The organism is Enterobacter sp. HK169 (assembly GCF_001719105.1).
GTDB lineage: Bacteria > Pseudomonadota > Gammaproteobacteria > Enterobacterales > Enterobacteriaceae > Enterobacter > Enterobacter asburiae_B.
Genome location: NZ_CP017087.1, coordinates 4,312,723 through 4,339,407 on the forward strand (window position 1 = coordinate 4,312,723; position 26,685 = coordinate 4,339,407).

Below are 26,685 nucleotides of genomic sequence, written 5' to 3' on the forward strand. Positions count from 1 at the left end.
CGTTCAGCAAGTGTAATGCATAGGGTTACATCGTGAAATGCGCGGGAATGTTAACGGCTGTTACAACCGCGTCGGTTAATTTACGCAGCTGCTCCGGCGTAATGCTGTACGGCGGCATCAGGTAGATAAGCTTGCCGAAGGGCCGTACCCACACGCCCTGGTTCACGAAGAAGCGCTGCAGCGCCGCCATATTCACCGGATGGGTGGTTTCAATCACGCCAATGGCGCCCAGCACGCGCACGTCTGCCACAAAATTCGCGCCCGAGGCGGCGCTCAGTGCATCTTTCAGCTGTGCCTCAATCGCCGCAACCTGCGTCTGCCACTCGCCGCTCTCCAGAATGGCAAGGCTTTCGCTTGCGACGGCGCAGGCCAGCGGGTTGCCCATAAACGTCGGGCCGTGCATAAAGCAGCCCGCCTCGCCGTCGCTGATGGTGTCGGCCACCTGGCGGGTCGTGAGCGTGGCGGAGAGCGTCATGGTGCCGCCGGTCAGCGCTTTACCCAGACACAGAATATCCGGCGCAATGCCCGCATGCTCGCAGGCAAACAGCCTGCCGGTACGGCCAAAGCCGGTGGCGATCTCATCGGCAATCAGCAGAATGCCCTCGCGGTCGCACATCCTGCGAATGCGCCTCAGCCATTCCGGATGGTACATCCGCATTCCGCCTGCGCCCTGCACAATCGGCTCCAGGATCACGGCGGCGATTTCATGGCGATGCGCCGCCATCAGCCGCGCGAAACCGACCATGTCCATCTCGTTCCACTCGCCGTCGAAGCGGCTCTGCGGGGCAGGGGCGAACAGGTTTTCCGGCAGATAGCCCTTCCACAGGCTGTGCATGGAGTTGTCCGGATCGCACACCGACATCGCCCCGAAGGTATCCCCGTGATAGCCGTTGCGGAAGGTGAGGAACCGCTGGCGCGTTTCGCCCTTCGCGTGCCAGTACTGCAGCGCCATTTTCATCGCCACTTCCACCGCCACGGAGCCGGAATCGGCCAGGAACACGCACTCCAGCGATTCAGGCGTCATCGCCACCAGGCGACGGCATAAATCCACCGCGGGCTGATGGGTGATCCCGCCAAACATCACGTGCGACATCTGGTCAATCTGGGCCTTCATCGCCGCATTCAGGCGCGGGTGGTTGTACCCGTGAATGGCCGCCCACCACGAAGACATCCCGTCAACGAGCTGTTCGCCGCTGGCGAGGTGCAGCTCGCAGCCGTGGGCCGAGGCCACCGGATAAACGGGAAGGGGGCGGGTGGTGGAGGTGTAAGGGTGCCAGATATGCTGCTTGTCGAAGGCGAGATCGTCCTGGGTCATAATCGACTTGTAAACCATTTTGAAAAGTTTTAGGTTTACGAGTATAAACCGAACCGAAAATTAACAAAACCCTTTGGAGAAGCCCGATGGCTCACCACACACGCTGGACGATGTCGCAAGTCACTGAATTATTCAACAAACCTTTCCTTGAGCTGATGTTCGAAGCCCAACAGGTGCATCGTCAGCACTTCGATCCGCGCCATGTTCAGGTCAGCACGCTGCTGTCGATCAAAACCGGTGCCTGTCCTGAAGACTGCAAATATTGCCCGCAGAGCGCGCGCTACAAAACCGGCCTGGAGTCCGAACGGCTGATGGAGGTGGAGCAGGTGCTCGACTCCGCTCGCAAGGCGAAAAACGCCGGTTCAACCCGCTTCTGCATGGGCGCAGCGTGGAAGAACCCGCACGACCGCGACATGCCGTATCTGGAACAGATGGTGAAGGGCGTGAAGGAGATGGGCCTCGAAGCCTGTATGACGCTCGGCACGCTGAACGAGGAGCAGGCGCAGCGCCTCTCTGCGGCGGGGCTGGACTACTACAACCATAACCTCGACACCTCGCCGGAGTTTTACGGCAACATCATCACCACGCGGACCTATCAGGAGCGTCTGGACACGCTGGATAAAGTGCGTGACGCGGGGATCAAGGTCTGCTCCGGCGGTATTGTCGGCTTAGGTGAGACGGTCAAAGACCGCGCGGGCCTGCTGCTGCAGCTGGCAAACCTGCCGACCCCGCCGGAAAGCGTGCCGATCAACATGCTGGTGAAGGTTAAGGGGACGCCGCTGGCGGATAACGACGACGTGGATGCGTTTGATTTTATTCGCACCATCGCGGTGGCGCGCATCATGATGCCGACCTCTTTCGTGCGCCTCTCTGCCGGTCGCGAGCAGATGAACGAGCAGACCCAGGCGATGTGCTTTATGGCCGGAGCCAACTCCATCTTCTACGGCTGCAAGCTGCTGACCACGCCGAACCCGGAAGAGGACAAAGACGTTCAGCTGTTCCGCAAGCTGGGGCTTAACCCGCATCAGACCGAGGTGCTGACGGGCGATAACGAGCAACAGCAGCAGCTGGAGCAGCAGATTTTCAACGCCGACACCGACCAGTTCTACAACGCGGCAGCCGTATGACCTGGCAGGCACGCATTAATACCGCGCTGGACGAACGCCGGGCGGCAGAGGCGTTTCGCGTTCGCAGGGTGGTGGAAAACGGCGCGGGCCGTTTTCTTACCCGCGAGGGGCGGCAGTTTTGTAATTTCTCCAGCAACGACTATCTCGGGCTGAGCCAGCATCCGGCCATTATCCGCGCCTGGCAGCAGGGTGCGGAGCGGTTTGGCGTGGGCAGCGGCGGCTCGGGACACGTCAGCGGATATACCACCGCGCATCAGGCGCTGGAAGAGGCGCTTGCCGACTGGCTCGGCTACCCGCGCGCGCTGCTGTTCATCTCCGGCTTTGCCGCCAACCAGGCGGTCATTACCGCCCTGATGGGAAAAGAGGACCGGATTGTCGCCGACCGCCTGAGCCACGCCTCGCTGCTGGAGGCGGCAAATTTAAGCCCGGCGCAGCTGCGCCGCTTTGCCCATAACGATGCGGGGCAGCTCGCCGCGCTGCTGGATAAACCCTGCGACGGACAGCAGCTGGCGGTTACGGAAGGGGTGTTCAGCATGGACGGCGACAGCGCGCCGCTTGCCGCGCTGCACGAGGCAGCAAAGCGGCAAAACGCCTGGCTGCTGGTCGACGATGCCCACGGCATTGGCGTAATGGGTGACGAAGGTCGCGGCAGCGCATACCAGCAAAACGTGAAGCCGGAGCTGCTGATCGTCACCTTCGGCAAAGGCTTTGGCGTCAGCGGCGCCGCCGTGCTGTGCAGTGAGTCCGTCGCCGACTATCTGCTGCAGTTTGCCCGACACCTGATTTACAGCACCAGCATGCCCCCGGCGCAGGCCGTGGCGCTGTCTGCGTCGCTGGCGGTGATCCGCAGCGCTGAAGGCGATGAACGTCGTCAGCGGCTGGCAGAGCATATTTCACGCTTCCGCAAGGGGTTAGCGGCGCTGCCCTTCCACAGTCCCGATTCGCAAAGCGCCATCCAGCCGGTGATTGTCGGCGAAAACGGTCGCGCGCTGGCGCTGGCACAGGCGCTGCGCGAGCGCGGCATGTGGGTGACCGCCATTCGCCCGCCAACGGTCCCGCCGGGCACCGCGCGGCTGCGTTTAACCCTGACGGCGGCGCATGACGCTCGGGATATCCAGACGCTGCTGGAGGCGCTCAATGACGCCGGTGAATAAGCAGGCCGTCGCGGCGGCATTTGGTCGGGCCGCGCAGAGCTATTCTCAGCACGATGAACTGCAGCGTCAGAGCGCGCAGGGGCTTCTGGCCGCGCTTGGCGACAACCGCTTTCCGCAGGTGCTGGACGCCGGCTGTGGTCCCGGCAGCAACAGCCGCTACTGGCGCGGGACGGGAAGCCAGGTCACGGCTATCGACCTCTCGGCCCAGATGCTCGACGAGGCGCGTCAGAGGCAGGCAGCGGACCATTATCTGCTGGCGGATATCGAGGCGATCCCGCTGGCGGATGCGCACTTCGATCTGGTCTGGAGTCATCTGGCGGTCCAGTGGTGCAGCAGCCTGCCGCAGGCCTTGCGCGAGCTTTATCGTGTGGCGCGACCGGGCGGGAAGGTGGCCTTTACCACCCTGCTGGAAAGCTCGCTGCCGGAGCTGAATCAGGCGTGGAAAGCGGTGGATGAGCAGCCTCACGCTAACCGCTTTTTATCGCATGACCAGGTGACGCAGGCGCTGGCAGGCTGGCGCTACCGCAGCACGGTGCAGACCATCACCCTCAATTTTAGCAATGCGTTCAGCGCCATGCGTTCGCTGAAGGGTATCGGCGCCACGCACCTGCACGCCGGGCGGGAGAAAAAACCGCTGACCCGGGGCCAGCTGCAGCGTCTGGAGCTGGCCTGGCCGCAGCAGCGGGGGCATTTCCCGCTCTCTTATCAACTTTTTCATGGGATTATCGAACGTGACTGAACGTTATTTTGTTACCGGCACGGATACGGAAGTGGGCAAAACGGTGGCCAGCTCGGCGCTGCTGCAGGCGGCACGACTGCTCGGAAAAAACACCGCCGGATATAAGCCCGTTGCTTCCGGCAGCGAGGTGACGGCGGAAGGATTACGCAACACCGACGCGCTGGCGCTCCAGCGTAACAGCACCCTTGAACTCGCCTATTCAGCGGTCAATCCGTACACCTTTGCCGAGCCGACCTCGCCGCACATCATCAGCGCTGACGAAGATCGTCCGATTGATTTCACCGTGCTGTCAGCCGGGTTACGGACGCTGGAAAGCCAGGCCGACTGGGTGCTGGTGGAAGGTGCGGGCGGCTGGTTTACGCCGCTTTCGGACACGCAGACGTTTGCTGACTGGGTGCAGGCCGAGCAGCTTCCGGTCATTCTGGTCGTCGGCGTCAGGCTGGGCTGCATCAATCACGCCATGTTGACCGCGCAGGCCGTCCAGCAGGCCGGGCTGCGTCTGGCGGGCTGGATAGCCAACGACGTGGTTGCGCCGGGTAAACGACACCAGGAGTATCTGGCGACGCTCAGGCGCGTACTTCCCGCCCCGTGCCTCGGGGAAATTCCCTGGCTTGCTGAGGGTGCGGAAAATGCCGACACCGGGCGTTATCTCGATCTCAGCGTCTTGCTTCCCGCGACATCCAGTGCGCGATAAGCTCGTCATCCAGTTCGTTAACGTGGCCCTGCGCCACGTTACGCCCGCGATAGAGCATGCAGAAACGGTCCGCAACCCGGCGGATAAACGACAGCTGCTGCTCCGCTAATAGCACCGTCATACCTAACTCCCGGTTTAAGCGCGCCAGCAGCTGCCCCAGCTTCTGGGCGAAGCTTTGTCCTGCGCCGTGCAGTGGCTCATCGAGGATCAGCAGGTGCGGACGGTTCACCAGCGCATTAGCCAGCGCAAGCTGATACTGATCGTCCGGAGAGAGCGTATTGGCGCGGGCCTGCCGCAATGCGTAGAGCGCCGGAAACAGGTCGTAAACGTCACTTTTCGCCTCCGGGTTGGGTTTCCCCATCGCCCGCATGGCGATATGCAGATTCTCCTCAATCGTTAGCTGGGAGAAGATCCGCCTGTCCTGCGGGACATAGCCTATCCCCGGTCCTGAACGCTGTTCTGGAGGCAGGTTAAGCAAATCGCGCGGCGGCGCGCCCGCCTCGTGCCAGATGATGCTGCCGCTTTCAACGGGCACTCTCCCGGCGATGCAATTCATGAGGGTGGTTTTCCCCATCCCCGGCAGGCCAACGACGCCTGTACACATCCCTTGCGGAAAATCCAAATTCACGTTCCATAGCGTATGTTGGCTTCCGTAAAACTGATTCACAGCACGCAGACTCAACATCTTTTTCTCCTTAAAAATGTGTGTAGGTGAGGCTCATGTTTGAATCTGCAAAACCCCTGCCAGAAACCGAAAAGTGTTCAAAAAAACGGCTTTTTTAGGAATGAATCACCAGAAAGCGGTTTATAAAAAACCGGATTGCACAGCGACGGTGCTGGAGGTGGTGAGTTGTGGTGCAGAACCCAAAATGATGAAAATGTGAGCAAGATCCCATCGACTGGTTATGAATGACGCAACTGTTAATCATCAAAAAATAGCTATAAAAATTTTTTACTGCCGTCTCGTGGGAAAAACCGGGAATTTGCCGAGCGCCAGTCTGTATGGGCTGGAAGCAGTTATCCACTATTCCTGTGGATAACCATGTGCATTAGAGTTAGAAAACACGCGATAAGCGAGAGAAGACGCGGCTTACGCCCAAATTGGCGCGAAACGCGGCTTTAGAAAATATCGTTTATTATTTAATTGCTTAGATAAAAGCAATTCCCGTCATGAAAGTGTCACCCGTTGCCACAAAACTATCATTACCTGGCTTGACAAATGTTAAAAAAGAAAAAGTTCTGGGGATAACCTGACCTGACTGGTGTTTTATATTGTCACAGTCCAAATTTTGGCTGTTATCCCACTTATCATTCAGGCGCTATGCTAAATATCCTGACATGCCACTGGTTTTTCATCCAGTGTTTTTTACTGGCATTCCTGGCAACAACGAGTAAAATTACTCACCTGCCGCTTATAACGTCATCAGGTCGTCGCCCATGAGTAAACCGTTCAAATTGAATTCTGCTTTCCGTCCATCTGGCGATCAGCCTGAGGCGATCCGTCGTCTGGAAGAGGGGCTGGAAGACGGGCTGGCGCACCAGACGCTGCTGGGGGTAACCGGCTCGGGTAAAACGTTCACTATCGCCAACGTGATTGCGGATCTCCAGCGTCCAACGATGGTGTTGGCACCCAACAAAACCCTGGCCGCACAGCTTTACGGCGAGATGAAAGAGTTCTTCCCGGAAAACGCGGTGGAGTATTTCGTCTCCTACTACGATTACTACCAGCCTGAAGCCTACGTACCGAGCTCTGACACCTTCATCGAGAAGGATGCCTCGGTGAACGAACACATCGAGCAGATGCGTCTGTCGGCCACGAAGGCGCTTCTGGAGCGTCGCGATGTGGTCGTCGTCGCGTCGGTGTCCGCGATCTACGGTCTGGGCGATCCGGATCTCTATCTCAAGATGATGCTGCACCTGACGCAGGGGATGATTATCGACCAGCGCGCCATCGTCCGCCGTCTGGCAGAGCTGCAGTACGCCCGTAACGATCAGGCGTTCCAGCGCGGCACCTTCCGCGTACGCGGAGAGGTGATCGACATCTTCCCGGCGGAATCGGACGATATGGCGCTGCGCGTCGAGCTGTTTGACGAAGAGGTTGAACGCCTGTCGCTCTTCGACCCGCTGACCGGACACGTTGAGTCGGTGATCCAGCGCTTTACCATCTACCCGAAAACGCACTACGTGACGCCGCGCGAGCGTATCGTGCAGGCGATGGAAGAGATCAAAGTGGAGCTGGCCGAGCGCCGTAAGGTGCTGCTGGCGAACAATAAGCTGCTGGAAGAGCAGCGCCTCAGCCAGCGTACCCAGTTCGACCTTGAGATGATGAACGAGCTGGGCTACTGCTCCGGCATTGAAAACTACTCGCGCTTCCTCTCCGGACGCGGGCCGGGCGAGCCGCCGCCAACGCTGTTTGACTACCTCCCGGCAGACGGTTTGCTGGTGATCGACGAATCCCACGTCACGATCCCGCAGATCGGCGGGATGTACCGCGGTGACCGGGCGCGTAAAGAGACGCTGGTGGAGTACGGCTTCCGCCTGCCGTCGGCGCTGGATAACCGTCCGATGAAGTTTGAAGAGTTTGAGGCATTAGCGCCGCAAACCATTTACGTCTCGGCCACGCCGGGCAACTACGAGCTGGAGAAATCCGGTGAAGACGTTGTCGATCAGGTTGTGCGTCCGACCGGGTTGCTTGACCCAATTATTGAAGTTCGTCCGGTGGCCACGCAGGTGGACGATCTGCTCTCTGAGATCCGCGCCCGTTCCGCCATCAACGAGCGCGTGCTGGTCACCACGCTCACCAAGCGTATGGCGGAAGACCTCACCGAGTATCTCGAAGAGCACGGCGAGAAGGTGCGCTATCTGCACTCGGATATCGACACCGTGGAGCGCATGGAGATTATCCGCGATCTGCGTCTGGGCGAGTTTGACGTGCTGGTGGGGATCAACCTGCTGCGAGAAGGTCTGGATATGCCGGAAGTCTCGCTGGTGGCGATTCTGGATGCGGACAAAGAGGGCTTCCTGCGTTCTGAACGCTCCCTGATCCAGACCATCGGCCGTGCGGCGCGTAACGTCAACGGTAAAGCGATTCTGTACGGTGACAAAATCACCCCGTCGATGGCGAAAGCGATTGGCGAAACGGAGCGCCGACGCGAGAAACAGCAGCGTTACAACGAAGAGCACGGCATTACGCCGCAGGGGCTGAATAAGAAGGTGGTGGATATTCTGGCGCTGGGTCAGAACATCGCCAAAACCAAAGCGAAAGGCCGCGGCAAGGCGCGTTCAGTGGTGGAAGAAGATACCGTCGTGCTGACGCCGAAAGCGCTGCAGCAGAAAATCCACGAGCTGGAAGGGCAGATGATGCAGCACGCGCAGAACCTGGAGTTCGAAGAGGCGGCGCAGATCCGCGACCAGCTTCATCAGCTGCGGGATCTTTTCATCGCGGCATCGTGAGTAAAGCGTTGTTTTCTCCCTCTCCCCGTGGGAGAGGGCAGGAGTGAGGGCAACAGGCCGCACAAAACGAACCTAACCCAGCGCCTGAATCGCCTTCTCCAGCGCCTCGCGCAGCAGGTGACGATCGTGGCGGTACTTGATATCGCTGGCCTCCAGCGGCTCCTGCACCACCAGACGATTGCCAATCCCTGACACATCCACTTTTGGGCCCACGACTACGCCGTCAATGATTTTCTTGCCGACGTAATGCTCCATTAATTCCAGTTTGTCAGCCAGCGACAGGCTCGCCGCCGCGGGGCTCAGCTCACGTCCCAGGTTACCGATGTAAACCATCGGGGCAGGGGTGCGGCGCAGCGCCTGCGCCAGCTCTTTTACGAGTAGAATTGGCATCAGGCTGGTATAAAAACTGCCTGGACCGATCAGGATAAGATCCGCTTCCCCGATGGCCTCCACCGCTTCTCGCGTGGCGGGCACGCTCGGATAGGTCATTAACTCCGTTGGCGGCAGGATGAGCTGGTCGATATTCACCTCGCCGTAAACTTCATGCCCTTCGGCGTCGATGGCCATCAAGTCTACCGGTTGTTCTGACATGGGGATCAGGAATGCGTCCACTTTGAGCAGATTACGGATTAAATTGATGGCTTCCAGAGGCCGTACGCTCAGGTGATCGAGCGCCTTTAACATCAAATTTCCGAGGTTATGCCCGGAAAGTTCGCCATTACCGCCAAAACGGTACTCAAACATCGCCGACGCGACGCTCGGCTCGGTAATTAACTGGTTCAGGCAGTTGCGCATATCTCCCCAGGCAATGCCGCCTTCGGCACGTCGAATGCGCCCGGTTGAGCCGCCGTTGTCGGTGGTAGTTACTATCCCTGTCAGCCTTGAGCCGAGTGACGACAAAGAGGACATAACCCGGCCTAAGCCGTGTCCTCCGCCAAGAGCGACCACTCGGTCAAGATCCGCAAAAGTGCGATTGCGCATACGTATTCCTTATCACGTTCGATCGCGTAACAGTAACCTAACTACCCCTAAAAGACGATGCCTCACCCGATGCAAAATGACGTATATCAATGTGAAAATGCGGTTTTTAGGTATTCTGTAGCGAAAATGCAGGAACGATTCGCTATATAGATAATTATATAGCGTGAAGCGATAATGGCGTCGTCAGAATTTCCGCGCTACTATCGCCCTAACCACGTTTTCAAAATTGAAAACATACACTCTAGCCCTTGTGCCTGTGTCGAAAGATATGGCGCTCTGGCCGTGGCGAATTTGCCACCAGGGTACAGAAAGAAATGACTGTGCCTCCCGATCTGGAAAGGTGTACATGGCTTCACAACTTACTGATGCTTTCGCGCGTAAGTTTTATTACTTACGTCTGTCGATTACCGATGTGTGCAACTTCCGTTGCACCTACTGCCTGCCCGATGGCTACAAACCGGGCAGCGTCACCAATAACGGCTTTCTCTCCGTGGATGAAGTGCGCCGCGTCACGCGCGCTTTCTCTGAGCTCGGCACCGAAAAAGTGCGTCTGACCGGCGGAGAACCCTCTCTGCGCCGCGATTTCCCCGACATCATTGCCGCCGTGCGTGAAAACGAACGCATCCGCCAGATTGCGGTGACCACCAACGGTTACCGCATGGCGCGTGACGTGGCGAACTGGCGCGATGCGGGGCTGACGGCGATCAACGTCAGCGTCGATAGCCTGGATGCCCGTCAGTTTCACGCCATTACCGGCCAGGATAAATTTCAGCAGGTCATGGACGGCATCGACGCGGCATTTGCGGCCGGGTTCGAGAAGGTCAAAGTCAACACAGTGTTGATGCGTGATGTGAACCATCACCAGCTCGATACCTTCCTGGCGTGGATCAAATCCCGCCCTATACAGCTGCGTTTTATTGAGCTGATGGAAACCGGCGAGGGCAGCGAGCTGTTTCGTCGCCATCACATCTCCGGCATGGTGCTGCGCCACGAGCTGCTGAAACGCGGCTGGATCCATCAAATCCGCCAGCGCAGCGACGGCCCGGCGCAGGTCTTCTGCCACCCGGATTACGAAGGTGAGATTGGGCTTATCATGCCCTATGAGAAAGACTTCTGCGCCAGCTGCAACCGCCTGCGCGTCTCCTCCGTTGGCAAGCTCCATCTTTGCCTGTTCGGCGACGGCGGCGTGGATCTCCGCGATCTGCTGGAAGACGATGCGCAGCAGGCCGCGCTTGAAGCACGCATTTCTGACGCGCTGACGCATAAAAAACAGACCCACTTCCTGCATCAGGGCAATACCGGTATTACTCAGAACCTGTCCTACATCGGCGGGTAATCAGGCTTAAGAAGGAACCAGAAGATGAGTCAGGTAAGCGCAGAATTTATCCCGACACGCATTGCTATCCTTACCGTTTCCGACCGCCGTGGCGAAGAGGATGATACCTCTGGCCACTGGCTGCGCGAGGCGGCCTATGACGCGGGGCATCACATCGTCGATAAAGCGATCGTGAAGGAGAACCGCTATGCCATTCGCGCTCAGGTTTCGCAGTGGATTGCGAGTGATGAGGTGCAGGTGGTGCTGATTACCGGCGGCACCGGTTTTACCGCAGGCGATCAGGCCCCCGAAGCGCTGATCCCGCTGTTCGACCGCGAGGTGGAAGGCTTCGGCGAAGTGTTCCGCATGCTCTCCTTTGAAGAGATTGGTACCTCCACGCTCCAGTCGCGCGCCGTTGCCGGGGTGGCTAACAAAACCCTGATTTTCGCTATGCCGGGCTCGACCAAAGCCTGCCGTACCGCGTGGGAAAACATCATCGCCCCGCAGCTGGACGCCCGTACCCGTCCGTGTAATTTCCATCCCCATTTAAAGAAATAAGCTATGTCACAACTGACCCACATTAACGCCGCCGGCGAAGCGCATATGGTGGACGTCTCCGCCAAAGCGGAAACGGTGCGCGAGGCGCGCGCGGAAGCGTTCGTCACCATGCTGCCGGAGACGCTGGCGATGATTATCGACGGCAGCCACCACAAGGGCGACGTCTTTGCCACCGCCCGCATCGCGGGGATTCAGGCCGCCAAACGGACCTGGGATCTCATTCCGCTGTGCCATCCGCTGATGCTGAGCAAGGTGGAAGTGAACCTGCAGGCACAGCCGGAGCATAATCGCGTGCGCATTGAGTCACTTTGCCGCTTAACCGGCAAAACCGGCGTGGAGATGGAGGCGCTGACGGCGGCCTCAGTCGCCGCGCTGACCATCTACGACATGTGCAAAGCGGTGCAGAAAGATATGGTGATTGGCCCGGTTCGCCTGCTGGCAAAAAGCGGCGGCAAATCCGGTGATTTTAAGGTGGATAGCCATGATTAAGGTGCTCTTTTTTGCGCAGGTGCGCGAGCTGGTGAATACCGACAGCCTGACGCTGGATGCGTCCTTCGAAAACGTCGCGGCCCTGCGCGCGCATCTGGCGACACAAAGCGACCGCTGGGCGCTGGCGCTGGACGAAGGCAAGCTGCTGGCCGCCGTTAACCAAACGCTGGTGGAGTTCACCCATCCGTTGAAGGAAGGCGATGAAGTGGCCTTCTTCCCGCCGGTAACGGGGGGCTAAGATGGCTGAAACCCGAATTCTGGTGAGCCCCGAGCGTTTTAACGTAGGGACAGAATACAGCTGGCTGGCGGAACGCGATGAAGACGGCGCGGTTGTCACCTTCACCGGCAAAGTGCGCAACCACAACCTCGGCGACAGCGTGAAGGCGCTGACGCTGGAGCACTATCCGGGGATGACCGAGAAATCGCTGGCGGAGATTGTCGACGAGGCGCGAGGCCGCTGGCCGCTTGGCCGCGTCACGGTTATTCACCGCATCGGCGAGATGTGGCCTGGCGAAGAGATTGTCTTCGTCGGGGTGACCAGCGCGCACCGCAGCAGCGCGTTTGCGGCAGGGGAGTTCATTATGGATTACCTCAAAACCAAAGCGCCGTTCTGGAAGCGCGAAGCCACGCCGGAAGGTGACCGCTGGGTAGAATCGCGCGACAGCGATAAACAAGCCGCCAGCCGTTGGTAGTCGGTTTACGTGGATGTGTTAATCTTAACGTGTGTGTCTACTTAAACTTAATCAGGAGTGAATCATGGACCGATTTCCGCGTTCCGATTCAATAGTACAGCAGACCCGTAGCGGCCTGCAGACGTATATGGCTCAGGTGTACGGCTGGATGACGGTTGGTCTGCTGCTTACCGCGTTTATCGCGTGGTATGCGGCGAACACGCCTGAACTGATGATGTTTATCTTCTCCAGCAAAATCACCTTCTTTGGGCTGATTATCGCGCAGCTGGCGCTGGTGTTTGTGCTTTCTGGTCTGGTGCAAAAGCTGAGTGCCGGAATGGCGACTACGCTGTTTATGCTCTATTCGGCGCTAACCGGGCTGACGCTTTCCAGTATCTTCATCGTTTACACCTACTCCTCCATCGCCAGCACCTTCGTGGTCACCGGCGGGATGTTCGGTGCGATGAGCCTGTACGGTTACACCACGAAGCGCGATCTGAGCGGTTTCGGCAGCATGCTGTTTATGGGGCTGATCGGGATTGTGCTGGCGTCGCTGGTAAACCTGTGGCTGAAGAGCGACGCGTTGATGTGGGCCGTAACCTACATCGGGGTGGTGATCTTCGTTGGGTTGACGGCGTATGACACCCAGAAGCTGAAAAACATCGGCGAGCAGATCGACGTACGCGACAGTTCGAACCTGCGCAAATACGCGATCCTGGGCGCGCTGACGCTGTATCTGGACTTCATCAACCTGTTCCTGATGCTGCTGCGGATTTTCGGCAACCGTCGCTAAGGTTGTTTTGCCGGGTGGCGGTCTGGTGCCCTCACCCTGACCCTCTCCCACGGGAGAGGGAACAAACACTAAAAACGGCAACAAGGTTGCCGTTTTGCTTTTATTTCGCTAACGCCTTCTCGTTCTTCGCTCTCAGCTTTTTCGCCCGACTCTCCAGCACCAGATAACACGCCGTTGCCAGCGCCAGCGGCAGGAAGTAATACAGCATGCGGTACGCCAGCAGGGCGGCGATAATCGTTCCCTGAGAGACATGCTCCCCGGCCAGCAGGGCAATAAATACCGCCTCCAGCACGCCGATCCCCGCCGGAATATGCACAATTACGCCCGCAATACTGCTCACCAGCAGCACGCCCAGCACGAAGAAGTAATTGACGTCCTCGCCAATCAGCAGCCAGATAATGGCCCCCATCGCCATCCAGTTGGCGCTGGAGACGGCCATCTGCAGCACCGCAAACTTCCATGAGGGCAGCACCAGTTTTTGCCCTTTAATGGTCATATGGCGGCGTCTGGCAAAGGCGCAGGCCCACAGATAAACGGCGATAATCAGCAGCAGTACGATGCCCAGAATGCGCAGCGTGGCTTCATCGATATACCAGTGCGCGGGCAGCTGCACCACGCCGATGGTGAAGATCACCCCGCCGAGCAAAATATAGCCCAGCCAGTTGGTGGTGATGCTTAACGAGAAAATGCGCGTGATGGTCCCGCCCGGCAGGCCGAGCCGCGAGTAGAGGCGATAGCGCATGCCAATGCCGCCGACCCAGGTGCTCAGCGTCAGGTTGAAGGCGTAGCAGATAAACGACACCAGCATAACCTGACGTTTGGCCAGCTTGTGGCCGCAGTAAGCACGGCCCAGCAGGTCATAACAGCCGTACATCAGGTAGCTGACAATAACCAGCCCCACAGCGCCCAGCAGCACCATCCGGTTATAGTTGCGGATGACTTTCCATACCTCTTCCCAGTCAACTTTCTGCGCGTAGACCACCAGCAGAACCGCGACCGCAATAAAAAACAGCCAGGTCAGGATCTTTTTTGCCAGCCGCCAGCGCGGATGCGATTTCGACATCAGGGTTTGCCTCCGTCTTCCGCTTCAATACGGTCCTGGGTTTCCATTTCGGGTTGTACCGGCGGGTCCACCTGCGCAAGCTTAGGCGTATGCGCCGGCAGCCAGCCGACCATGGCCGGGAAATGACGCAGAAAGTGGAACACCACCACGCTGATGCCCAGGTTCCACCAGGTGCGTTTGGGAACCATGGATTCGTCCACGCGCACGCAGTCGTTAACGATTAGCGCCTGCAGGTTATCCCGCAGGGTCTGGTTAAACTGGCGATCGTGAATGATCAGGTTAGCCTCGAGATTGAGCGATAAGCTCAGCGGATCGAGATTACTGGAACCCACGGTGGCCCAGTGATCGTCCATCAGCGCCACTTTGCCGTGCAGCGGTCGGCGGCGATATTCGTAGATCTGTACGCCGCCCTTCACCAGGTAGTTATACAGCAGCCGCGCGCCGACTTTGACGATGGGCATATCCGGCTCGCCCTGCACAATCAGCTTCACGCGTACCCCGCGTCGGGCCGCATTGCGCATGGCGTGCAGCAGACGATAGCCGGGGAAAAAGTAGGCGTTAGCAATAATCACTTCGCGCTTCGCGTTGGCGAGCATCTTGAGATAATGACGTTCAATGTCGTCCCGGTGCTCGCCGTTATCCCGCCAGACGAAAAGGGCCTGCGCTTCGCCGGGCTTCCGGTTCTCTTCCGGGCGATGGCGGCGTCTCCACCAGCGGCGAACGGCCTCTTTACCCGGCAGGTTCTCCAGCTCAAACAGTAAGATGTCCTGAACCACGGGACCTTCAATGCGAATAGCGTAGTCCTGCTTCGCCTCCGGGCCGTAGTCGGACATATGCTCAGCGGAGTAGTTAATGCCGCCGACAAACGCCACCGTCTCGTCCACCACCACTATTTTGCGATGCATCCGGCGGAAAAGATTGGTGCGCATGCCGAACAGGCGAGGGCCGGGATCGTAGTAGCGGAACACCACGCCTGCGGAGGTCAACTCATTCACAAACGTATCGCTGAGATCCGGCGAGCCATAGCCATCAAGCAATACTTCAATTTTGACGCCGCGCCGGGCGGCGCGCAGCAGCACGCCATGCAGTTGCTTGCCGACGTCGTCTTCGAACCAGATAAAGGTTTCGAGGATCACCTTCTGCTGTGCATGGTCAATCGCTTTAAACACGGCCGGATAATACTCGTCCCCATTGACCAGAAGCGTGATTCGGTTACCTTCCTGCCAGGAACATTTCATAGGTGGATCTCCGCGCTGAGCGGGGCATGGTCGGAAAGATGTCGCCAGTTAAGGAGCGCCAGGGCGGTCGGGCTGCTGGCGTGGGCATTTTTCACGTAGATGCGGTCAAGCCGAAGCAGCGGGAAACGGACCGGGAAGGTGCGCGCAGGCCTGCCGTTGGCGCGAGTAAAAATCTCTTCCAGCCCGGCATCCACTTTCAACGGATGGTTTGCCCGCTGTCTCCAGTCGTTGAAATCGCCCGCTACCACCACCGGTTCACCTTCGGGAAGCGCGTTGGCCCATTCGGCCAGCATTTTCAGCTGCGCCTGACGATGGGCTTCGCGAAGGCCCAGGTGAACACAGCCGACATGGACAGGTCGCTCGAGGTCGGGCGGCGTAATGCGGCAGTAAAGCAGGCCGCGTTTTTCGCTTTCCCCGACGGAAACGTCGCGGTTTTCGTAATGTTCAATGGGGTAGCGGGACAGCACCGCGTTTCCGTGATGCCCTTCCGGATAGACCGCGTTGCGGCCGTAGGCGTAGTCACTCCACATGGTGTCGGCCAGAAATTCATAGTGCGGCGTATCTGGCCAGTTCTCAAAGTGGAGCGGGTGCACTTCGTGTGCGCCCATCACCTCCTGCAGGCAGACAATATCCGCGCTGACGGTGCGTACCGCGTCGCGCAGCTCCGGTAAAATGAAGCGGCGGTTAAATGCTGTGAAGCCCTTATGAATGTTTATCGTCAGCACCTTAAGCGAGAAATGCTGCATTTTTTGAGTCATAAGCTCCTTCCTGAGTGACTATCCCAATGAAAATAAAGTGTAGTCGTCGTCACAAAAAGATGCGGCGTTACGGAATTTTCCGTAAAGTGCGGTAGTCTGATTAAGCAGAGAAAAATCCTTCAGGAGAGAAGCCATGAAGTGGCAACAACGTGTTCGTGTCGCAACTGGCCTGAGTTGCTGGCAGATAATGTTGCATTTACTGGTCGTGGCCGTACTGGTGATGGGCTGGATGAGCGGCACGCTGGTGCGTGTTGGCCTGGGGCTATGCGTCCTTTATGGCGTCACCGTGCTGTCGATGCTGTTCTTACAGCGCCACCATGAAGCGCGCTGGCGCGAGGTGGGTGATGTGCTCGAAGAGCTCACCACCACCTGGTATTTTGGCGCGGCGATGATCGTGCTTTGGCTGCTGTCGCGCGTGCTGCAAAACAACCTGCTGCTGGCCCTGGCCGGTCTGGCTATCCTCGCAGGGCCTGCGGTCGTCTCGCTGCTGACCAAAGAGAAAAAGCTACGCAATGTTGCGTCTAAACATCGCGTACGCCACTGAGCCCGTCGTGGCCGCTATGACCAGTAGCGGCCACAAACTTCCCCAGACAATATCCAGACTCGCATCCTTCAGATAGATTTGCTTGGTGATGTCCGTAAAGTGCCGAATCGGGTTTACCCACGTCAGGTCCTGTAGCCACACCGGCATGTTCTCGACGGGTGAAACATAACCCGAGAGCAAAATCGCGGGCATCATAAAGACGAAGACCCCGATAAACGCCTGCTGCTGCGTCGAGCAGAGCGCCGAGATCAGCAGTCCAAATCCCACCAGCGACAGCCCGTAAATGACCATCGTGAAGTAAAACAGCGCCAGCGAACCGGCGAACGGGATCTGATAGGCCCAAATTCCCACCCCCAGCACGATGGTGGCCTGGAACGTCGCGACGATCAGCGCCGGGACCGCTTTGCCGACGAAAATTTGCCAGGTGGCGAGCGGAGAGACCAGCAGCTGGTCCAGCGTGCCCTGTTCGCGCTCGCGGGCGACGGAAAGGGAAGTCACGATCATCACCCCGATAGTGGTGATCATGGCGATCAGCGACGGCACCACGAACCACTTGTAGTCCAGATTCGGGTTGTACCAGTTACGCACCACCAGCTCGCTGTTGTTGGGCTTCGGTTTGCCGTCCATCAGCTCCTGCTGGTAATCCTTCACTACCTGCTGCAGATAGTTGGCGGCTATCTGGGCGCTGTTGGAGTTACGCCCGTCGAGGATCAGCTGCATCGGTGCGGTCTGGAAGGTATCCAGATTGCGGGAGAAATCCGCCGGGAACCGCACCAGCAGCAGCGCTTTTTGCGTGTCGATGGTGGGCTGGATCTCCTGCGGGCTTTTCAGCAGCAGGATGTGGGTAAAGGCTTTCGCACGCGCAAAGCGCTGCGTCAGCTCGACGGAATGTTTGCCGTTATCTTCGTTGTAAATGGCAATGGTGGCGTTGGTCACCTCAAGGGTGGCGGCAAACGGGAACAGTAAAACCTGGATCAGCACCGGCAAGACCAGAATGGCGCGGGTTTGCGGCTCGCGTAGCAGGGATTGCAGCTCTTTGCGTATCAACGTCCATAATCGGTGAAACATGTTCGCTCCTTAATCCAGTCGCCGTTTGGTTTTCATCCAGGTCAACCCGATAAACATCGCCGCTGACGCCATTAAAAACAGCGTGTTGACGATCAGCACCACCGGAATATTCCCCGCCAGGAACAGGCTTTGCAGCGTGCTCACAAAGTAGCGCGCCGGAATAACATAGGTCACGGCGCGGATCACCGCAGGCATACTGTCTATCTGGAAGATAAACCCGGACAGCATAATCGACGGTAAAAAGGCGGCGTTGAGGGCCACCTGCGCGGCGTTGAACTGGTTGCGGGTGATGGTGGAGATGAGCAGCCCCATGCCCAGCGTGCTGAGTAAAAACAGGCTGGTGATAAAAAACAGCACCACCAGCGAGCCGCGATACGGCACGCCGAGGATAAAGACCGAGACAAGCATACAGAGCAGCATCGCCAGCATGCCGAGGAAATAGTAGGGGATGAGCTTGCACAGCAGCAGCTCGACGCGCGTCACTTCGGTAGAAAGCAGCGCCTCCATGGTGCCGCGCTCCCACTCGCGGGCGATCACCAGCGAGGTCAGGATCGCGCCAATCACCGTCATGATAATCGTCACCGCGCCCGGAATAATAAAGTGCTGGCTGATGGCAGCGGGGTTAAACCAGTAGCGCGTCTGCACGTCGATCAGCGGTTTAAATTCTTCGCCCCGATCTTCCGCGCGCTGCATCTGCCACAGCTGCCAGATCCCCTCCGCGTAGCCCTGCACAAAGTTGGCGGTGTTCGGCTCGCTGCCGTCGGTAATCACCTGGATCGGCGCGTCGGTATTTGCCCGCGCCATGTTGGCGGCGAAATCCACCGGAATGACGATCAGGCCGCGAATTTTCCCGGCCTGCATTTTCTGGATCAACTCCTGCCTGTTATCGCTGATAGTGGCGTCAATGTAGGGCGATCCGGTCATGGCGTGAGTAAAGTCCAGCGCATCCTCACTCTGCTGCTCCAGCAAAATCCCGACCCGCAGCTTGCTGGAGTCCAGGTTAATGCCGTAGCCAAAGATAAACAGCAGCAGCAGGGGGATGACTACCGCAATCAGCCAGCTGCTGGGGTCACGCACGATCTGCCGCGTCTCTTTAATGCACAGCGCGCGCACCCTGCGCCAGGAAATGGCATTACTGCGCATGGGCATTCTCCTTATCCCAGTCGTGGATGAGGGTGATAAACGCCTGCTCCATGGTCGGATCCGGAACCTCATCGTCGGCGGCCTGGTTTTTCAGGTCGTCCGGGGTACCGTGGGCAATCAGCTTGCCGCGATACACCAGCCCGATGCGGTCGCAGTACTCCGCCTCGTCCATGAAGTGGGTGGTCACCATCACGGTCACCCCTTTTTCCACCATGCTGTTGATGTGCAGCCAGAACTCGCGGCGGGTAATGGGATCAACGCCTGAAGTCGGTTCATCCAGAAACAGAATATCCGGCTCGTGCATCAGCGAGCAGGCCAGCGCCAGCCGCTGCTTAAAGCCGAGCGGCAGCTCGTCGGTGGCGTGGGAGGCGATGTTGGTTAAGGCGAAGGCGTCGCTCATGCGGCGGATTTTCTCGTTCTGTGCCCGCCCGCGCAGGCCGTACACGCCGGAGAAAAAGCGCAGATTCTGCTCGACCGTCAGGTTGCCGTACAGGGAAAACTTCTGCGCCATATAGCCGAGATGCTGGCGCGCCTTGCCGGAGCTGACCTTCAGATCCATATCCAGCACCAGCGCCTTGCCGGACGTCGGCACCAGCAGGCCGCACATCATCTTAAAGGTGGTCGATTTTCCCGCGCCGTTCGGCCCGAGCAGGCCAAAAATCTCCCCGCGTTTTACCGAAAAATTGACGTTATCGGTAGCGGCGAAATCCCCGAACTTTTTGGTGAGGGATTTGGCTTCAATCACCGTTTCGCCCGGCGTGCCTTCCACCGTATGCAAAATGGCGGCAAGCGGCGACTCTGAGGTACCCGCGCCGCCCAGCAGGTCGATAAACGCGTCCTCAAAGCGCGGCGCGGTCTCTTCCATCTCGATCTCAGGCATGCCGGGCGCCTGGCGAATATCGTCGACGGTGGCCTCTTTTTTGAGGATCACCCGTACCGAGCGGCCCTGGATCATCCCGTCGCTGACCTGCGGCAGCCTGAGCACCCGCTGCAGCAGCCTGCGGTTAGACTCCTGCGGGCTGTGCAGCAGGAAGCTGCGCCCGGCCATGCTCTGCGTCAGCGTCGTCGGCTCGCCCTGATAAAGCAGTTCGCCTTCGTTCATCAGCAGCACGTCCCGGCACTGTTCCGCTTCGTCGAGGTAGGAGGTGCTCCAGAGGATCAGCATCCCGTCGCCCGCCAGCTCGTGCACCATCTGCCACAGTTCACGGCGCGAAATCGGGTCTACGCCGACGCCGGGCTCGTCCAGCAGCAGCACTTTCGGCTCGCCAACCAGCGTGCAGGCCAGCCCCAGCTTCTGCTTCATCCCGCCGGAGAGCTTGCCCGCCAGCCGGTCGGTGAACGGGCCGAGGGAGGTAAACTCCAGCAGGCGCGCGAAGGTTTTTTGCCGCGTTTCGCCGGTGACGCTGCGCAGGTCGGCGTACAGGTTCAGGTTTTCCATCACCGTCAGATCCTCATACAGGCCAAACTTTTGCGGCATATAGCCGAGCATGGCGTGAAGGGCTCCGTCATCCTCGATCGGGTCAAGGCCGAGCACGCTGGCGTTTCCTTCATCCGGCTTGAGCAACCCCGCCAGCATCCGCATCAGCGTGGTTTTCCCCGCGCCGTCCGGACCGACCAGCCCGGTCACATAGCCTTTCCGGATGGTGCAGTTCAGCGGCGCGACGGCCGGTTTGTCCATTCCCGCGAAGCGTTTAACCAGATTGTTGAGCTGAATAACCGCGTCATTCATGTCATTCCCCGTTGTTCACTTTTACGGTGACGGGCATGCCCTGACGCAGCGCGTCGTCCGCATCGGTCACGATGATGCGCAGGCGATACACGAGGTCGGTACGCAGGTCCGGTGTTTCAACGGTTTTCGGCGTGAATTCGGCAGTAGGGGAGACAAAGCCCACTTTGCCGTGATACGGCTTGTCCGGGCGACCGTCGGTATAGAGCAGCAGCTCGCGGCCCGGCTGCATCTGGCCGAGGTTAGGCTCATCAACGTAGGCGCGTACCCAGACCGGGCGGGTCAGGGAGAGCGTTAAGACGGTGCTGCCGGCGCTGAGCATGCTGCCCGGCTCCACGGCGCGGGTCATCAGCATGCCGTCAGACGGCGCGATTAAGGTGGTGTCGTGCAGATCCAGCTCTGCCTGAGCCAGCTGCGCCTGCGCCTGTTCAAGGCTGGCTTTCGCCTGGGCGATATCCTGCGGGCGGTTACCGGTGTGGTACTGGCTTAACTTATCCTGCGCGGACTTCAGCGTTGCCTGCGCCTGGTCGCGGGACGAGCGCGCATTTTCCAGATCGTTAGCGGAAATAGTGCGGCTTTTCCACAACCCCTGCTGGCGCGCGTAGAAGTTCTGCGCGTAGTCATAGGCGGCTTGCGCCTGCTTAACGGCTGCGGCGGCCTGGGCGATCTCTTCGTCGCGATAGCCTGCCAGCATCAGGTCATACTGCGCCTGGGCGACGGACACGCCCGCTTTGGCCTGCAGCAGCGCATTCTCATAGGGCGCTTTATCCAGCATCCCCAGCGTCTGCCCGCTTTTAATGGCATCGCCTTCGTCAACGCTCAGCGAGGCGAGACGTCCGCCCACGCGGAAGCTCATGTTCACCGTACGAATATCCACGTTGCCGTACAGCGTCAGGCCTTTATCCTGATGGCTCTGATACCACAGCCATCCACCGACTCCGGCAGCAAGCGAAACAACAACCACCAGAATGATGGCGACAGGTTTTTTCATGACTTCAGGCTCCTTTGCGTTAAGCCTTGCAGGATCAGATCGACGTGACAGGCGATCACCTTGCTAATCTGCGCGGCTTTATCCTCATCAAATTGTGTCCAGCCGGTGCGTAACAGGATGGTTTCCCTGCCCAGACGGAAGGCAAGGATTTCACCCAGCAGGGCGTGGGTATGCAAAACCGTCTCGGTATCACCGGCATCCCGCCCGGTATAGGCGGCGATCAGCCGGGTCAGGTGCGAGTGCATTGGCTCAATCACCCGATCGTGTACCCGCTGATAGGCGACGGTCGGGGAGAGCTGCTCCCGGGAGATAAACTTGCTCAGGTTGAGCGTATCGTCGTGCGTCAGCAGGCGGATCATATCGTGGCAGGCATAGAGAATAAGCTGGCGAACGGCGGCGCGATCGGGCGACGGCTGGCCGAGCAGCGCGGTGGCCTCCTCAACGTGCGGGTGAAACTGCGTGCCGATAAAATCGGCGATCCACTCGGCGCAGGCGAGGTATAAATCCTCTTTTGAGCCAAAATAGTAGGTAATCGCCGCAATGTTCTGCCCGGCCAGCGCGGCAATATCGCGCGTGGTGGCATGCAGCCCGTACTCACCAAACTGCGCCAGCGCGGCGGCGATAAGCTGATTTTTGGCCTGTTCACCTTTGGTTGTTGTGGGGGTCGTATTCATGGCGGCATTAAGAATTAATCAATCGATTGATTAAGATTATGCCTGATTCACGCTAACGTCGAGGGAACGCTGAGGGATATTTTATGCGCCACGTCACAAAAGCTGCTACACTCCGCTCCTTCGCGACATTGTGGTTTTTGTCCTCCCCTATTCGTTATATCTCCCTGAAAACTACACCTGTGATGGTCGGGGCGGTTCGGAGTTTTTATGTCTTTTGATTCCCTTGGCCTGAACCCGGAAATTCTGCGCGCGATCGCAGAGCAGGGCTACGTTGAGCCAACCCCAATCCAGCAGCAGGCGATCCCCGCCGTTCTGCAGGGCCGTGACCTGATGGCGAGCGCCCAGACCGGTACCGGCAAAACCGCGGGTTTTACCCTGCCGCTGCTGGAACTGCTGGTAAAAAACCAGCCGCACGCCAAAGGCCGTCGTCCGGTTCGTGCCCTGATCCTGACCCCAACCCGCGAGCTGGCGGCGCAAATTGGTGAGAACGTGCGTGACTATAGCCGCTATCTCAACATTCGTTCGCTGGTGGTTTTCGGCGGGGTAAGCATCAACCCGCAGATGATGAAGCTGCGCAGCGGCGTCGACGTTCTGGTTGCGACTCCAGGTCGCCTGCTGGATCTGGAGCACCAGAATGCGGTGAAGCTGGACCAGGTTGAAATTCTGGTGCTGGACGAAGCCGACCGCATGCTCGACATGGGCTTTATCCACGATATTCGTCGCGTGCTGGCCAAGCTGCCCGCGCGTCGTCAGAACCTGCTCTTCTCCGCGACCTTCTCCGACGAGATCAAGGCGCTGGCGGAAAAGCTGCTGCATAACCCGCTGGAAGTGGAAGTGGCGCGCCGCAACACCGCCTCCGAGCAGGTGACGCAGCACGTTCACTTTGTGGATAAAAAGCGCAAGCGGGAACTGCTCTCCCAGATGATCGGCCAGGGCAACTGGCAGCAGGTGCTGGTCTTTACCCGCACCAAGCACGGCGCCAACCACCTGGCGGAACAGCTGAACAAAGACGGCATTCGCAGTGCGGCGATCCACGGCAACAAGAGCCAGGGCGCGCGTACCCGTGCGCTGGCTGAGTTCAAATCCGGCGACATCCGCGTGCTGGTGGCGACCGACATCGCCGCCCGTGGCCTTGACATTGAAGAGCTGCCGCACGTGGTGAACTACGAGCTGCCAAACGTGCCGGAAGATTACGTTCACCGTATCGGCCGTACCGGCCGCGCGGCGGCAACCGGTGAAGCGCTCTCTCTGGTCTGCGTGGACGAGCACAAGCTGCTGCGCGACATCGAGCGCCTCCTGAAGAAAGAGATCCCGCGCATCGAAACCCCGGGTTACGAAGTGGACCCGTCGATCAAAGCCGAGCCGATTCAGAACGGTCGTCAGGGCGGCGGTGGACGTGCTCAGGGCGGCGGCGGTCGCGGTCAGCAGCCGCGTCGTGCCGAAGGCGGCGCGCTGAAATCATCCGGCAAACCGCCGCGTCGTAACAACGACAGCAAACCGGCGGGTGAAAACCCGTGGCGCAGCGGCGAAGGGAAACCGGCAGGAGAAGGGCAGCGTCGACGCCGCCCGCGCAAGCCTGCTAACCCGCAGTAATCTGGAAGCCCGGTCGTAAAGCCGGGCTTTTCTTTTTGCGGCAGCGAAGAGAAAGTGCCACAATAGTGGCTGTTTATACAGTATTTCAGGTTTTCCGATGGCTTTAACCGCTGCGCTCAAGGCGCAAATTGGCGCATGGTATAAGGCGCTACAACAGCAGATCCCCGACTTTATCCCCCGAGCGCCGCAGCGGCAGATGATTGCTGACGTGGCAAAAACGCTCGCCGGGGACGACGGACGACATCTGGCGATTGAAGCCCCAACCGGCGTCGGGAAAACCTTGTCGTATCTCATTCCCGGCATCGCGATTGCGCGGGAAGAGGACAAAACGCTGGTGGTCAGCACCGCCAACGTGGCGCTGCAGGATCAGATCTTCAGCAAAGATTTACCCCTGCTGCGCAAAATCATCCCCGATCTGCGGTTTACGGCAGCCTTTGGGCGCGGGCGTTACGTGTGCCCGCGCAACCTGGCGGCGCTGGCCAGCAGCGAGCCGAATCAGCAGGATCTGCTCGCGTTTCTGGATGACGAGCTGACGCCAAACAATAAGGCCGAGCAGGAGCAGTGTGCAAAACTCAAAGTCGAGCTCGACGGCTATAAGTGGGACGGCCTGCGGGATCACACCAGCCAGGCCATCAGCGACGACCTGTGGCGCAGGCTCAGCACCGACAAAGCGAGCTGCCTGAACCGCAACTGTCACTACTACCGCGAGTGCCCGTTCTTTGTCGCCCGGCGCGAGATTCAGGAGGCGGAAGTGGTTGTGGCAAACCACGCGCTGGTGATGGCGGCGCTGGAGAGCGAAGCGGTGCTGCCGGAGCCCAAAAACCTGCTGCTGGTGCTCGACGAAGGCCACCATCTGCCGGACGTGGCGCGGGATGCGCTGGAGATGAGCGCCGAAATCACCGCTCCGTGGTTCCGCCTGCAGCTGGATCTCTTCTGCAAGCTGGTAGCGACCTGCATGGAGCAGTTCCGCCCGAAAACCACGCCGCCGCTGGCGGTGCCGGAGCGGCTGAGCGACCACTGTGAAGAGGTCTATAGCCTCATCTCATCCCTGAACAACATCCTGAATCTTTATCTTCCGGCAACCCAGGAAGCCGAACACCGCTTTGCGATGGGTGAGCTACCGGAAGAGGTGATGGAGATCTGCCAGCAGCTGGCGAAGCATCTGGAAAAGCTGCGCGGGCTGGCGGAGATGTTCTTAAACGATCTCAGCGAGAAAACCGGCTCGCATGACGTGGTGCGTCTGCACCGCGTTCTGCTGCAGATGAACCGCGCGCTGGGGATGTTCGAAGCGCAGAGCAAGCTCTGGCGGCTGGCCTCGATGGCGCAGGCGTCCGGCGCGCCGGTCACCAAATGGGCCACCCGCGACGTGCGGGACGGGCAGGTGCACCTCTTTTTCCACTGTGTGGGCATCCGCGTGGCCGATCAGCTGGAAAAGCTGATCTGGCGCAGCGTGCCGCACGTGGTTGTCACCTCTGCCACGCTGCGTTCCCTGAACAGCTTCTCAAGGCTGCAGGAGATGAGCGGGCTAAAAGAGAAAGCGGGCGACCGTTTCGTGGCGCTGGACTCGCCGTTTAACCACTGCGAGCAGGGAAAGCTGGTCATTCCGCGCATGAAATTCGAGCCGCTCATCGACAACGAAGAGCAGCACATCGCGGAAATGGCGGCCTACTTCCGCGAGCAGGTCGAGAGTAAAAAGTACCCCGGTATGCTGGTGCTGTTTGCCAGCGGGCGGGCGATGCAGCGTTTCCTCGAACACGTCACCGATCTGCGTTTACTCCTGCTGGTGCAAGGGGATCAGCCGCGCTACCGGCTGGTGGAAACCCACCGTAAGCGCATTGATAACGGCGAGCGCAGCGTGCTGGTGGGGTTGCAGTCGTTTGCTGAAGGTCTGGATTTGAAAGGCGACTACCTCACGCAGGTGCATATCCATAAAATCGCCTTCCCGCCTATCGATAGCCCGGTGGTGATCACCGAGGGGGAGTGGCTGAAAAGCCTCAACCGCTATCCGTTTGAGGTACAGAGTTTGCCTGCGGCGTCGTTTAACCTGATTCAGCAGGTCGGGCGCTTGATTCGTAGCCACGGCTGCTGGGGCGAGGTGGTGATTTATGACAAACGTCTGCTCACCAAAAATTACGGCCAACGGCTCCTGAACGCGCTGCCGATCTTCCCGATCGAACAGCCGGAAGTGCCCGAGGTAAAAAAACCGCCGGTCAAACTGACCGCAGGGCGCAAGAAAAGCCTCCGTGCTAAGGGGCGCAGATAAAGGCCGATCCAGACATCGCGGGGCCTGTGGTAACTGCGGTCCTCGTTTGGATATAGCGTACGCCGAACCCCAGAGCGCTAACCACCGTGCAATGGATTTGCTGAGACGATGTATACGCGATGACAGGCTGCCTTGCCTGGATATCTCATCGTGACCCTTAATGACTTTCCACTCTTTATTTAGACAAATAATGAAGCGTCAAGAATCTACTGTAGAAATCGCAACTAGCTGGAATAAGTCCAGCATGTCTTTTTTGTCATAAAAACAGAACCTTGATTCTGGAGAAAAAACTAACCTCCGGATATTCAACAGGGCTATATTGTTAACAAGATGAT

The 26,685-nt window shown here is 58.9% G+C and carries 25 protein-coding genes and 1 riboswitch; of the genes, 14 read left to right on the forward strand and 11 right to left on the reverse strand.

Annotation, left to right across the window (positions count from 1 at the left end; all coding sequences use genetic code 11):
* Positions 1-25 precede the first annotated feature (25 nt).
* Positions 26-1,315 (reverse strand): adenosylmethionine--8-amino-7-oxononanoate transaminase, encoded by a 1,290-nt coding sequence (bioA, locus tag EnteroDNA1_RS20485; protein ID WP_073000805.1) that lies wholly within the window; start codon positions 1,313-1,315, stop codon positions 26-28.
* Between the two features lie 86 nt (positions 1,316-1,401).
* Between bioA and bioB the strand changes: the two genes are divergently transcribed.
* The 4 genes from bioB to bioD are packed head-to-tail and all read left to right on the forward strand — an operon-like array spanning position 1,402 to position 5,029.
* On the forward strand, positions 1,402-2,442 hold the full coding sequence (bioB, locus tag EnteroDNA1_RS20490) for a biotin synthase BioB (RefSeq protein ID WP_069303840.1): 1,041 nt from the start codon (positions 1,402-1,404) through the stop codon (positions 2,440-2,442).
* Positions 2,439-3,596, forward strand: coding sequence for an 8-amino-7-oxononanoate synthase (gene bioF / locus EnteroDNA1_RS20495; RefSeq protein ID WP_069303841.1), 1,158 nt, complete (start codon positions 2,439-2,441; stop codon positions 3,594-3,596). The genes bioB and bioF overlap by 4 nt, the downstream gene beginning before the upstream one ends.
* Positions 3,580-4,335 carry a malonyl-ACP O-methyltransferase BioC gene (gene bioC / locus EnteroDNA1_RS20500; RefSeq protein ID WP_069303842.1) on the forward strand — a complete coding sequence of 252 codons (756 nt, stop codon included), beginning with the start codon at positions 3,580-3,582 and terminating at the stop codon, positions 4,333-4,335. The genes bioF and bioC overlap by 17 nt, the downstream gene beginning before the upstream one ends.
* The gene (gene bioD / locus EnteroDNA1_RS20505; RefSeq protein WP_064672121.1) at positions 4,328-5,029 is read left to right on the forward strand and encodes a dethiobiotin synthase; all 702 of its coding nucleotides are present in this window, start codon (positions 4,328-4,330) and stop codon (positions 5,027-5,029) included. The genes bioC and bioD overlap by 8 nt, the downstream gene beginning before the upstream one ends.
* Here the strand turns inward: bioD and EnteroDNA1_RS20510 are convergent.
* On the reverse strand, positions 4,992-5,714 hold the full coding sequence (locus EnteroDNA1_RS20510; RefSeq protein WP_064672122.1) for an ABC transporter ATP-binding protein: 723 nt from the start codon (positions 5,712-5,714) through the stop codon (positions 4,992-4,994). The two genes, bioD and EnteroDNA1_RS20510, sit on opposite strands and share 38 nt — an antisense overlap.
* 752 nt (positions 5,715-6,466) lie before the next feature.
* On the opposite strand from EnteroDNA1_RS20510, the gene uvrB reads away from it, so the two are divergent.
* Positions 6,467-8,482 carry an excinuclease ABC subunit UvrB gene (gene uvrB, locus EnteroDNA1_RS20515; protein ID WP_029742168.1) on the forward strand — a complete coding sequence of 672 codons (2,016 nt, stop codon included), beginning with the start codon at positions 6,467-6,469 and terminating at the stop codon, positions 8,480-8,482.
* Positions 8,483-8,554: 72 nt separating this feature from the next.
* Here the strand turns inward: uvrB and yvcK are convergent, their stop codons facing one another.
* Complete coding sequence (gene yvcK / locus EnteroDNA1_RS20520) at positions 8,555-9,463, reverse strand: uridine diphosphate-N-acetylglucosamine-binding protein YvcK (RefSeq protein WP_039261383.1); 909 nt, start codon at positions 9,461-9,463, stop codon at positions 8,555-8,557.
* A gap of 225 nt (positions 9,464-9,688) precedes the next feature.
* A riboswitch (molybdenum cofactor riboswitch) is annotated at positions 9,689-9,822 on the forward strand.
* Between yvcK and moaA the strand changes: the two genes are divergently transcribed.
* The 6 genes from moaA to EnteroDNA1_RS20550 all read left to right on the forward strand — a co-directional run bounded on the left by moaA (position 9,810) and on the right by EnteroDNA1_RS20550 (position 13,289).
* On the forward strand, positions 9,810-10,799 hold the full coding sequence (gene moaA, locus EnteroDNA1_RS20525) for a GTP 3',8-cyclase MoaA (protein ID WP_069303843.1): 990 nt from the start codon (positions 9,810-9,812) through the stop codon (positions 10,797-10,799). (Overlaps the previous riboswitch by 13 nt.)
* Before the next feature lie 24 nt (positions 10,800-10,823).
* The gene (gene moaB, locus EnteroDNA1_RS20530; RefSeq protein ID WP_064672125.1) at positions 10,824-11,336 is read left to right on the forward strand and encodes a molybdenum cofactor biosynthesis protein B; all 513 of its coding nucleotides are present in this window, start codon (positions 10,824-10,826) and stop codon (positions 11,334-11,336) included.
* Between the two features lie 3 nt (positions 11,337-11,339).
* Positions 11,340-11,825: a cyclic pyranopterin monophosphate synthase MoaC gene (gene moaC, locus EnteroDNA1_RS20535; protein ID WP_008501142.1), complete on the forward strand. Its 486-nt coding sequence runs from the start codon at positions 11,340-11,342 to the stop codon at positions 11,823-11,825.
* Positions 11,818-12,063, forward strand: a complete 246-nt coding sequence (gene moaD, locus EnteroDNA1_RS20540) for a molybdopterin synthase sulfur carrier subunit (RefSeq protein WP_064672126.1) — start codon at positions 11,818-11,820, stop codon at positions 12,061-12,063. The genes moaC and moaD overlap by 8 nt, the downstream gene beginning before the upstream one ends.
* A gap of 1 nt (position 12,064) precedes the next feature.
* Entirely contained in the window at positions 12,065-12,517 is a 453-nt protein-coding gene (gene moaE / locus EnteroDNA1_RS20545; RefSeq protein WP_029742165.1) for a molybdopterin synthase catalytic subunit MoaE, read from the forward strand.
* A gap of 64 nt (positions 12,518-12,581) precedes the next feature.
* Entirely contained in the window at positions 12,582-13,289 is a 708-nt protein-coding gene (locus EnteroDNA1_RS20550) for a Bax inhibitor-1/YccA family protein (RefSeq protein WP_033144982.1), read from the forward strand.
* A gap of 100 nt (positions 13,290-13,389) precedes the next feature.
* Here the strand turns inward: EnteroDNA1_RS20550 and EnteroDNA1_RS20555 are convergent, their stop codons facing one another.
* From EnteroDNA1_RS20555 to EnteroDNA1_RS20565, 3 genes are read right to left on the reverse strand one after another with little or no spacing between them, the layout of a single operon-like run.
* Entirely contained in the window at positions 13,390-14,352 is a 963-nt protein-coding gene (locus EnteroDNA1_RS20555) for a lysylphosphatidylglycerol synthase domain-containing protein (RefSeq protein ID WP_069303844.1), read from the reverse strand.
* Positions 14,352-15,590, reverse strand: a complete 1,239-nt coding sequence (gene clsB, locus EnteroDNA1_RS20560; RefSeq protein WP_033144984.1) for a cardiolipin synthase ClsB — start codon at positions 15,588-15,590, stop codon at positions 14,352-14,354. Before clsB ends, EnteroDNA1_RS20555 begins: the two co-directional genes overlap by 1 nt.
* Positions 15,587-16,348 carry an endonuclease/exonuclease/phosphatase family protein gene (locus EnteroDNA1_RS20565; protein WP_023334979.1) on the reverse strand — a complete coding sequence of 254 codons (762 nt, stop codon included), beginning with the start codon at positions 16,346-16,348 and terminating at the stop codon, positions 15,587-15,589. Before EnteroDNA1_RS20565 ends, clsB begins: the two co-directional genes overlap by 4 nt.
* A gap of 133 nt (positions 16,349-16,481) precedes the next feature.
* Between EnteroDNA1_RS20565 and EnteroDNA1_RS20570 the strand changes: the two genes are divergently transcribed.
* Positions 16,482-16,892, forward strand: a complete 411-nt coding sequence (locus tag EnteroDNA1_RS20570; protein WP_014883088.1) for a YbhQ family protein — start codon at positions 16,482-16,484, stop codon at positions 16,890-16,892.
* Here the strand turns inward: EnteroDNA1_RS20570 and EnteroDNA1_RS20575 are convergent.
* From EnteroDNA1_RS20575 to cecR, 5 genes are read right to left on the reverse strand one after another with little or no spacing between them, the layout of a single operon-like run.
* Positions 16,854-17,960 carry an ABC transporter permease gene (locus EnteroDNA1_RS20575; protein WP_039261395.1) on the reverse strand — a complete coding sequence of 369 codons (1,107 nt, stop codon included), beginning with the start codon at positions 17,958-17,960 and terminating at the stop codon, positions 16,854-16,856. The genes EnteroDNA1_RS20570 and EnteroDNA1_RS20575 overlap by 39 nt on opposite strands.
* Before the next feature lie 9 nt (positions 17,961-17,969).
* Positions 17,970-19,103 carry an ABC transporter permease gene (locus EnteroDNA1_RS20580; protein WP_045142921.1) on the reverse strand — a complete coding sequence of 378 codons (1,134 nt, stop codon included), beginning with the start codon at positions 19,101-19,103 and terminating at the stop codon, positions 17,970-17,972.
* The gene (locus EnteroDNA1_RS20585; RefSeq protein WP_069303845.1) at positions 19,093-20,832 is read right to left on the reverse strand and encodes an ATP-binding cassette domain-containing protein; all 1,740 of its coding nucleotides are present in this window, start codon (positions 20,830-20,832) and stop codon (positions 19,093-19,095) included. Before EnteroDNA1_RS20585 ends, EnteroDNA1_RS20580 begins: the two co-directional genes overlap by 11 nt.
* Before the next feature lies 1 nt (position 20,833).
* Positions 20,834-21,820, reverse strand: coding sequence for a secretion protein HlyD (hlyD, locus tag EnteroDNA1_RS20590; RefSeq protein WP_069303846.1), 987 nt, complete (start codon positions 21,818-21,820; stop codon positions 20,834-20,836).
* A complete protein-coding gene (gene cecR / locus EnteroDNA1_RS20595) occupies positions 21,817-22,494 on the reverse strand; it encodes a transcriptional regulator CecR (RefSeq protein ID WP_069303847.1) in 678 nt (225 codons plus the stop codon). The genes hlyD and cecR overlap by 4 nt, the downstream gene beginning before the upstream one ends.
* A gap of 207 nt (positions 22,495-22,701) precedes the next feature.
* On the opposite strand from cecR, the gene rhlE reads away from it, so the two are divergent.
* Both rhlE and dinG read left to right on the forward strand, forming a co-directional pair.
* Complete coding sequence (rhlE, locus tag EnteroDNA1_RS20600; RefSeq protein ID WP_069303848.1) at positions 22,702-24,087, forward strand: ATP-dependent RNA helicase RhlE; 1,386 nt, start codon at positions 22,702-22,704, stop codon at positions 24,085-24,087.
* 97 nt (positions 24,088-24,184) lie between these two features.
* Positions 24,185-26,350, forward strand: coding sequence for an ATP-dependent DNA helicase DinG (dinG, locus tag EnteroDNA1_RS20605; protein WP_069303849.1), 2,166 nt, complete (start codon positions 24,185-24,187; stop codon positions 26,348-26,350).
* Positions 26,351-26,685 lie beyond the last annotated feature (335 nt).

Excerpts from the sequence above, each read along its gene's own strand:
- dinG (WP_069303849.1), top strand. The coding sequence starts at position 24,185 with ATGGCTTTAACCGCTGCGCTCAAGGCGCAAATTGGCGCATGGTATAAG.
- EnteroDNA1_RS20565 (WP_023334979.1), bottom strand. The coding sequence starts at position 16,348 with ATGACTCAAAAAATGCAGCATTTCTCGCTTAAGGTGCTGACGATAAAC.
- bioA (WP_073000805.1), bottom strand. The coding sequence starts at position 1,315 with ATGACCCAGGACGATCTCGCCTTCGACAAGCAGCATATCTGGCACCCT.
- hlyD (WP_069303846.1), bottom strand. The coding sequence starts at position 21,820 with ATGAAAAAACCTGTCGCCATCATTCTGGTGGTTGTTGTTTCGCTTGCT.
- EnteroDNA1_RS20550 (WP_033144982.1), top strand. The coding sequence starts at position 12,582 with ATGGACCGATTTCCGCGTTCCGATTCAATAGTACAGCAGACCCGTAGC.
- bioB (WP_069303840.1), top strand. The coding sequence starts at position 1,402 with ATGGCTCACCACACACGCTGGACGATGTCGCAAGTCACTGAATTATTC.
- EnteroDNA1_RS20585 (WP_069303845.1), bottom strand. The coding sequence starts at position 20,832 with ATGAATGACGCGGTTATTCAGCTCAACAATCTGGTTAAACGCTTCGCG.
- moaE (WP_029742165.1), top strand. The coding sequence starts at position 12,065 with ATGGCTGAAACCCGAATTCTGGTGAGCCCCGAGCGTTTTAACGTAGGG.
- moaC (WP_008501142.1), top strand. The coding sequence starts at position 11,340 with ATGTCACAACTGACCCACATTAACGCCGCCGGCGAAGCGCATATGGTG.
- bioC (WP_069303842.1), top strand. The coding sequence starts at position 3,580 with ATGACGCCGGTGAATAAGCAGGCCGTCGCGGCGGCATTTGGTCGGGCC.
- EnteroDNA1_RS20575 (WP_039261395.1), bottom strand. The coding sequence starts at position 17,960 with ATGTTTCACCGATTATGGACGTTGATACGCAAAGAGCTGCAATCCCTG.
- yvcK (WP_039261383.1), bottom strand. The coding sequence starts at position 9,463 with ATGCGCAATCGCACTTTTGCGGATCTTGACCGAGTGGTCGCTCTTGGC.
- rhlE (WP_069303848.1), top strand. The coding sequence starts at position 22,702 with ATGTCTTTTGATTCCCTTGGCCTGAACCCGGAAATTCTGCGCGCGATC.
- moaD (WP_064672126.1), top strand. The coding sequence starts at position 11,818 with ATGATTAAGGTGCTCTTTTTTGCGCAGGTGCGCGAGCTGGTGAATACC.
- EnteroDNA1_RS20570 (WP_014883088.1), top strand. The coding sequence starts at position 16,482 with ATGAAGTGGCAACAACGTGTTCGTGTCGCAACTGGCCTGAGTTGCTGG.
- EnteroDNA1_RS20510 (WP_064672122.1), bottom strand. The coding sequence starts at position 5,714 with ATGTTGAGTCTGCGTGCTGTGAATCAGTTTTACGGAAGCCAACATACG.
- EnteroDNA1_RS20555 (WP_069303844.1), bottom strand. The coding sequence starts at position 14,352 with ATGTCGAAATCGCATCCGCGCTGGCGGCTGGCAAAAAAGATCCTGACC.
- cecR (WP_069303847.1), bottom strand. The coding sequence starts at position 22,494 with ATGAATACGACCCCCACAACAACCAAAGGTGAACAGGCCAAAAATCAG.
- bioF (WP_069303841.1), top strand. The coding sequence starts at position 2,439 with ATGACCTGGCAGGCACGCATTAATACCGCGCTGGACGAACGCCGGGCG.
- moaB (WP_064672125.1), top strand. The coding sequence starts at position 10,824 with ATGAGTCAGGTAAGCGCAGAATTTATCCCGACACGCATTGCTATCCTT.
- moaA (WP_069303843.1), top strand. The coding sequence starts at position 9,810 with ATGGCTTCACAACTTACTGATGCTTTCGCGCGTAAGTTTTATTACTTA.
- uvrB (WP_029742168.1), top strand. The coding sequence starts at position 6,467 with ATGAGTAAACCGTTCAAATTGAATTCTGCTTTCCGTCCATCTGGCGAT.
- clsB (WP_033144984.1), bottom strand. The coding sequence starts at position 15,590 with ATGAAATGTTCCTGGCAGGAAGGTAACCGAATCACGCTTCTGGTCAAT.
- EnteroDNA1_RS20580 (WP_045142921.1), bottom strand. The coding sequence starts at position 19,103 with ATGCGCAGTAATGCCATTTCCTGGCGCAGGGTGCGCGCGCTGTGCATT.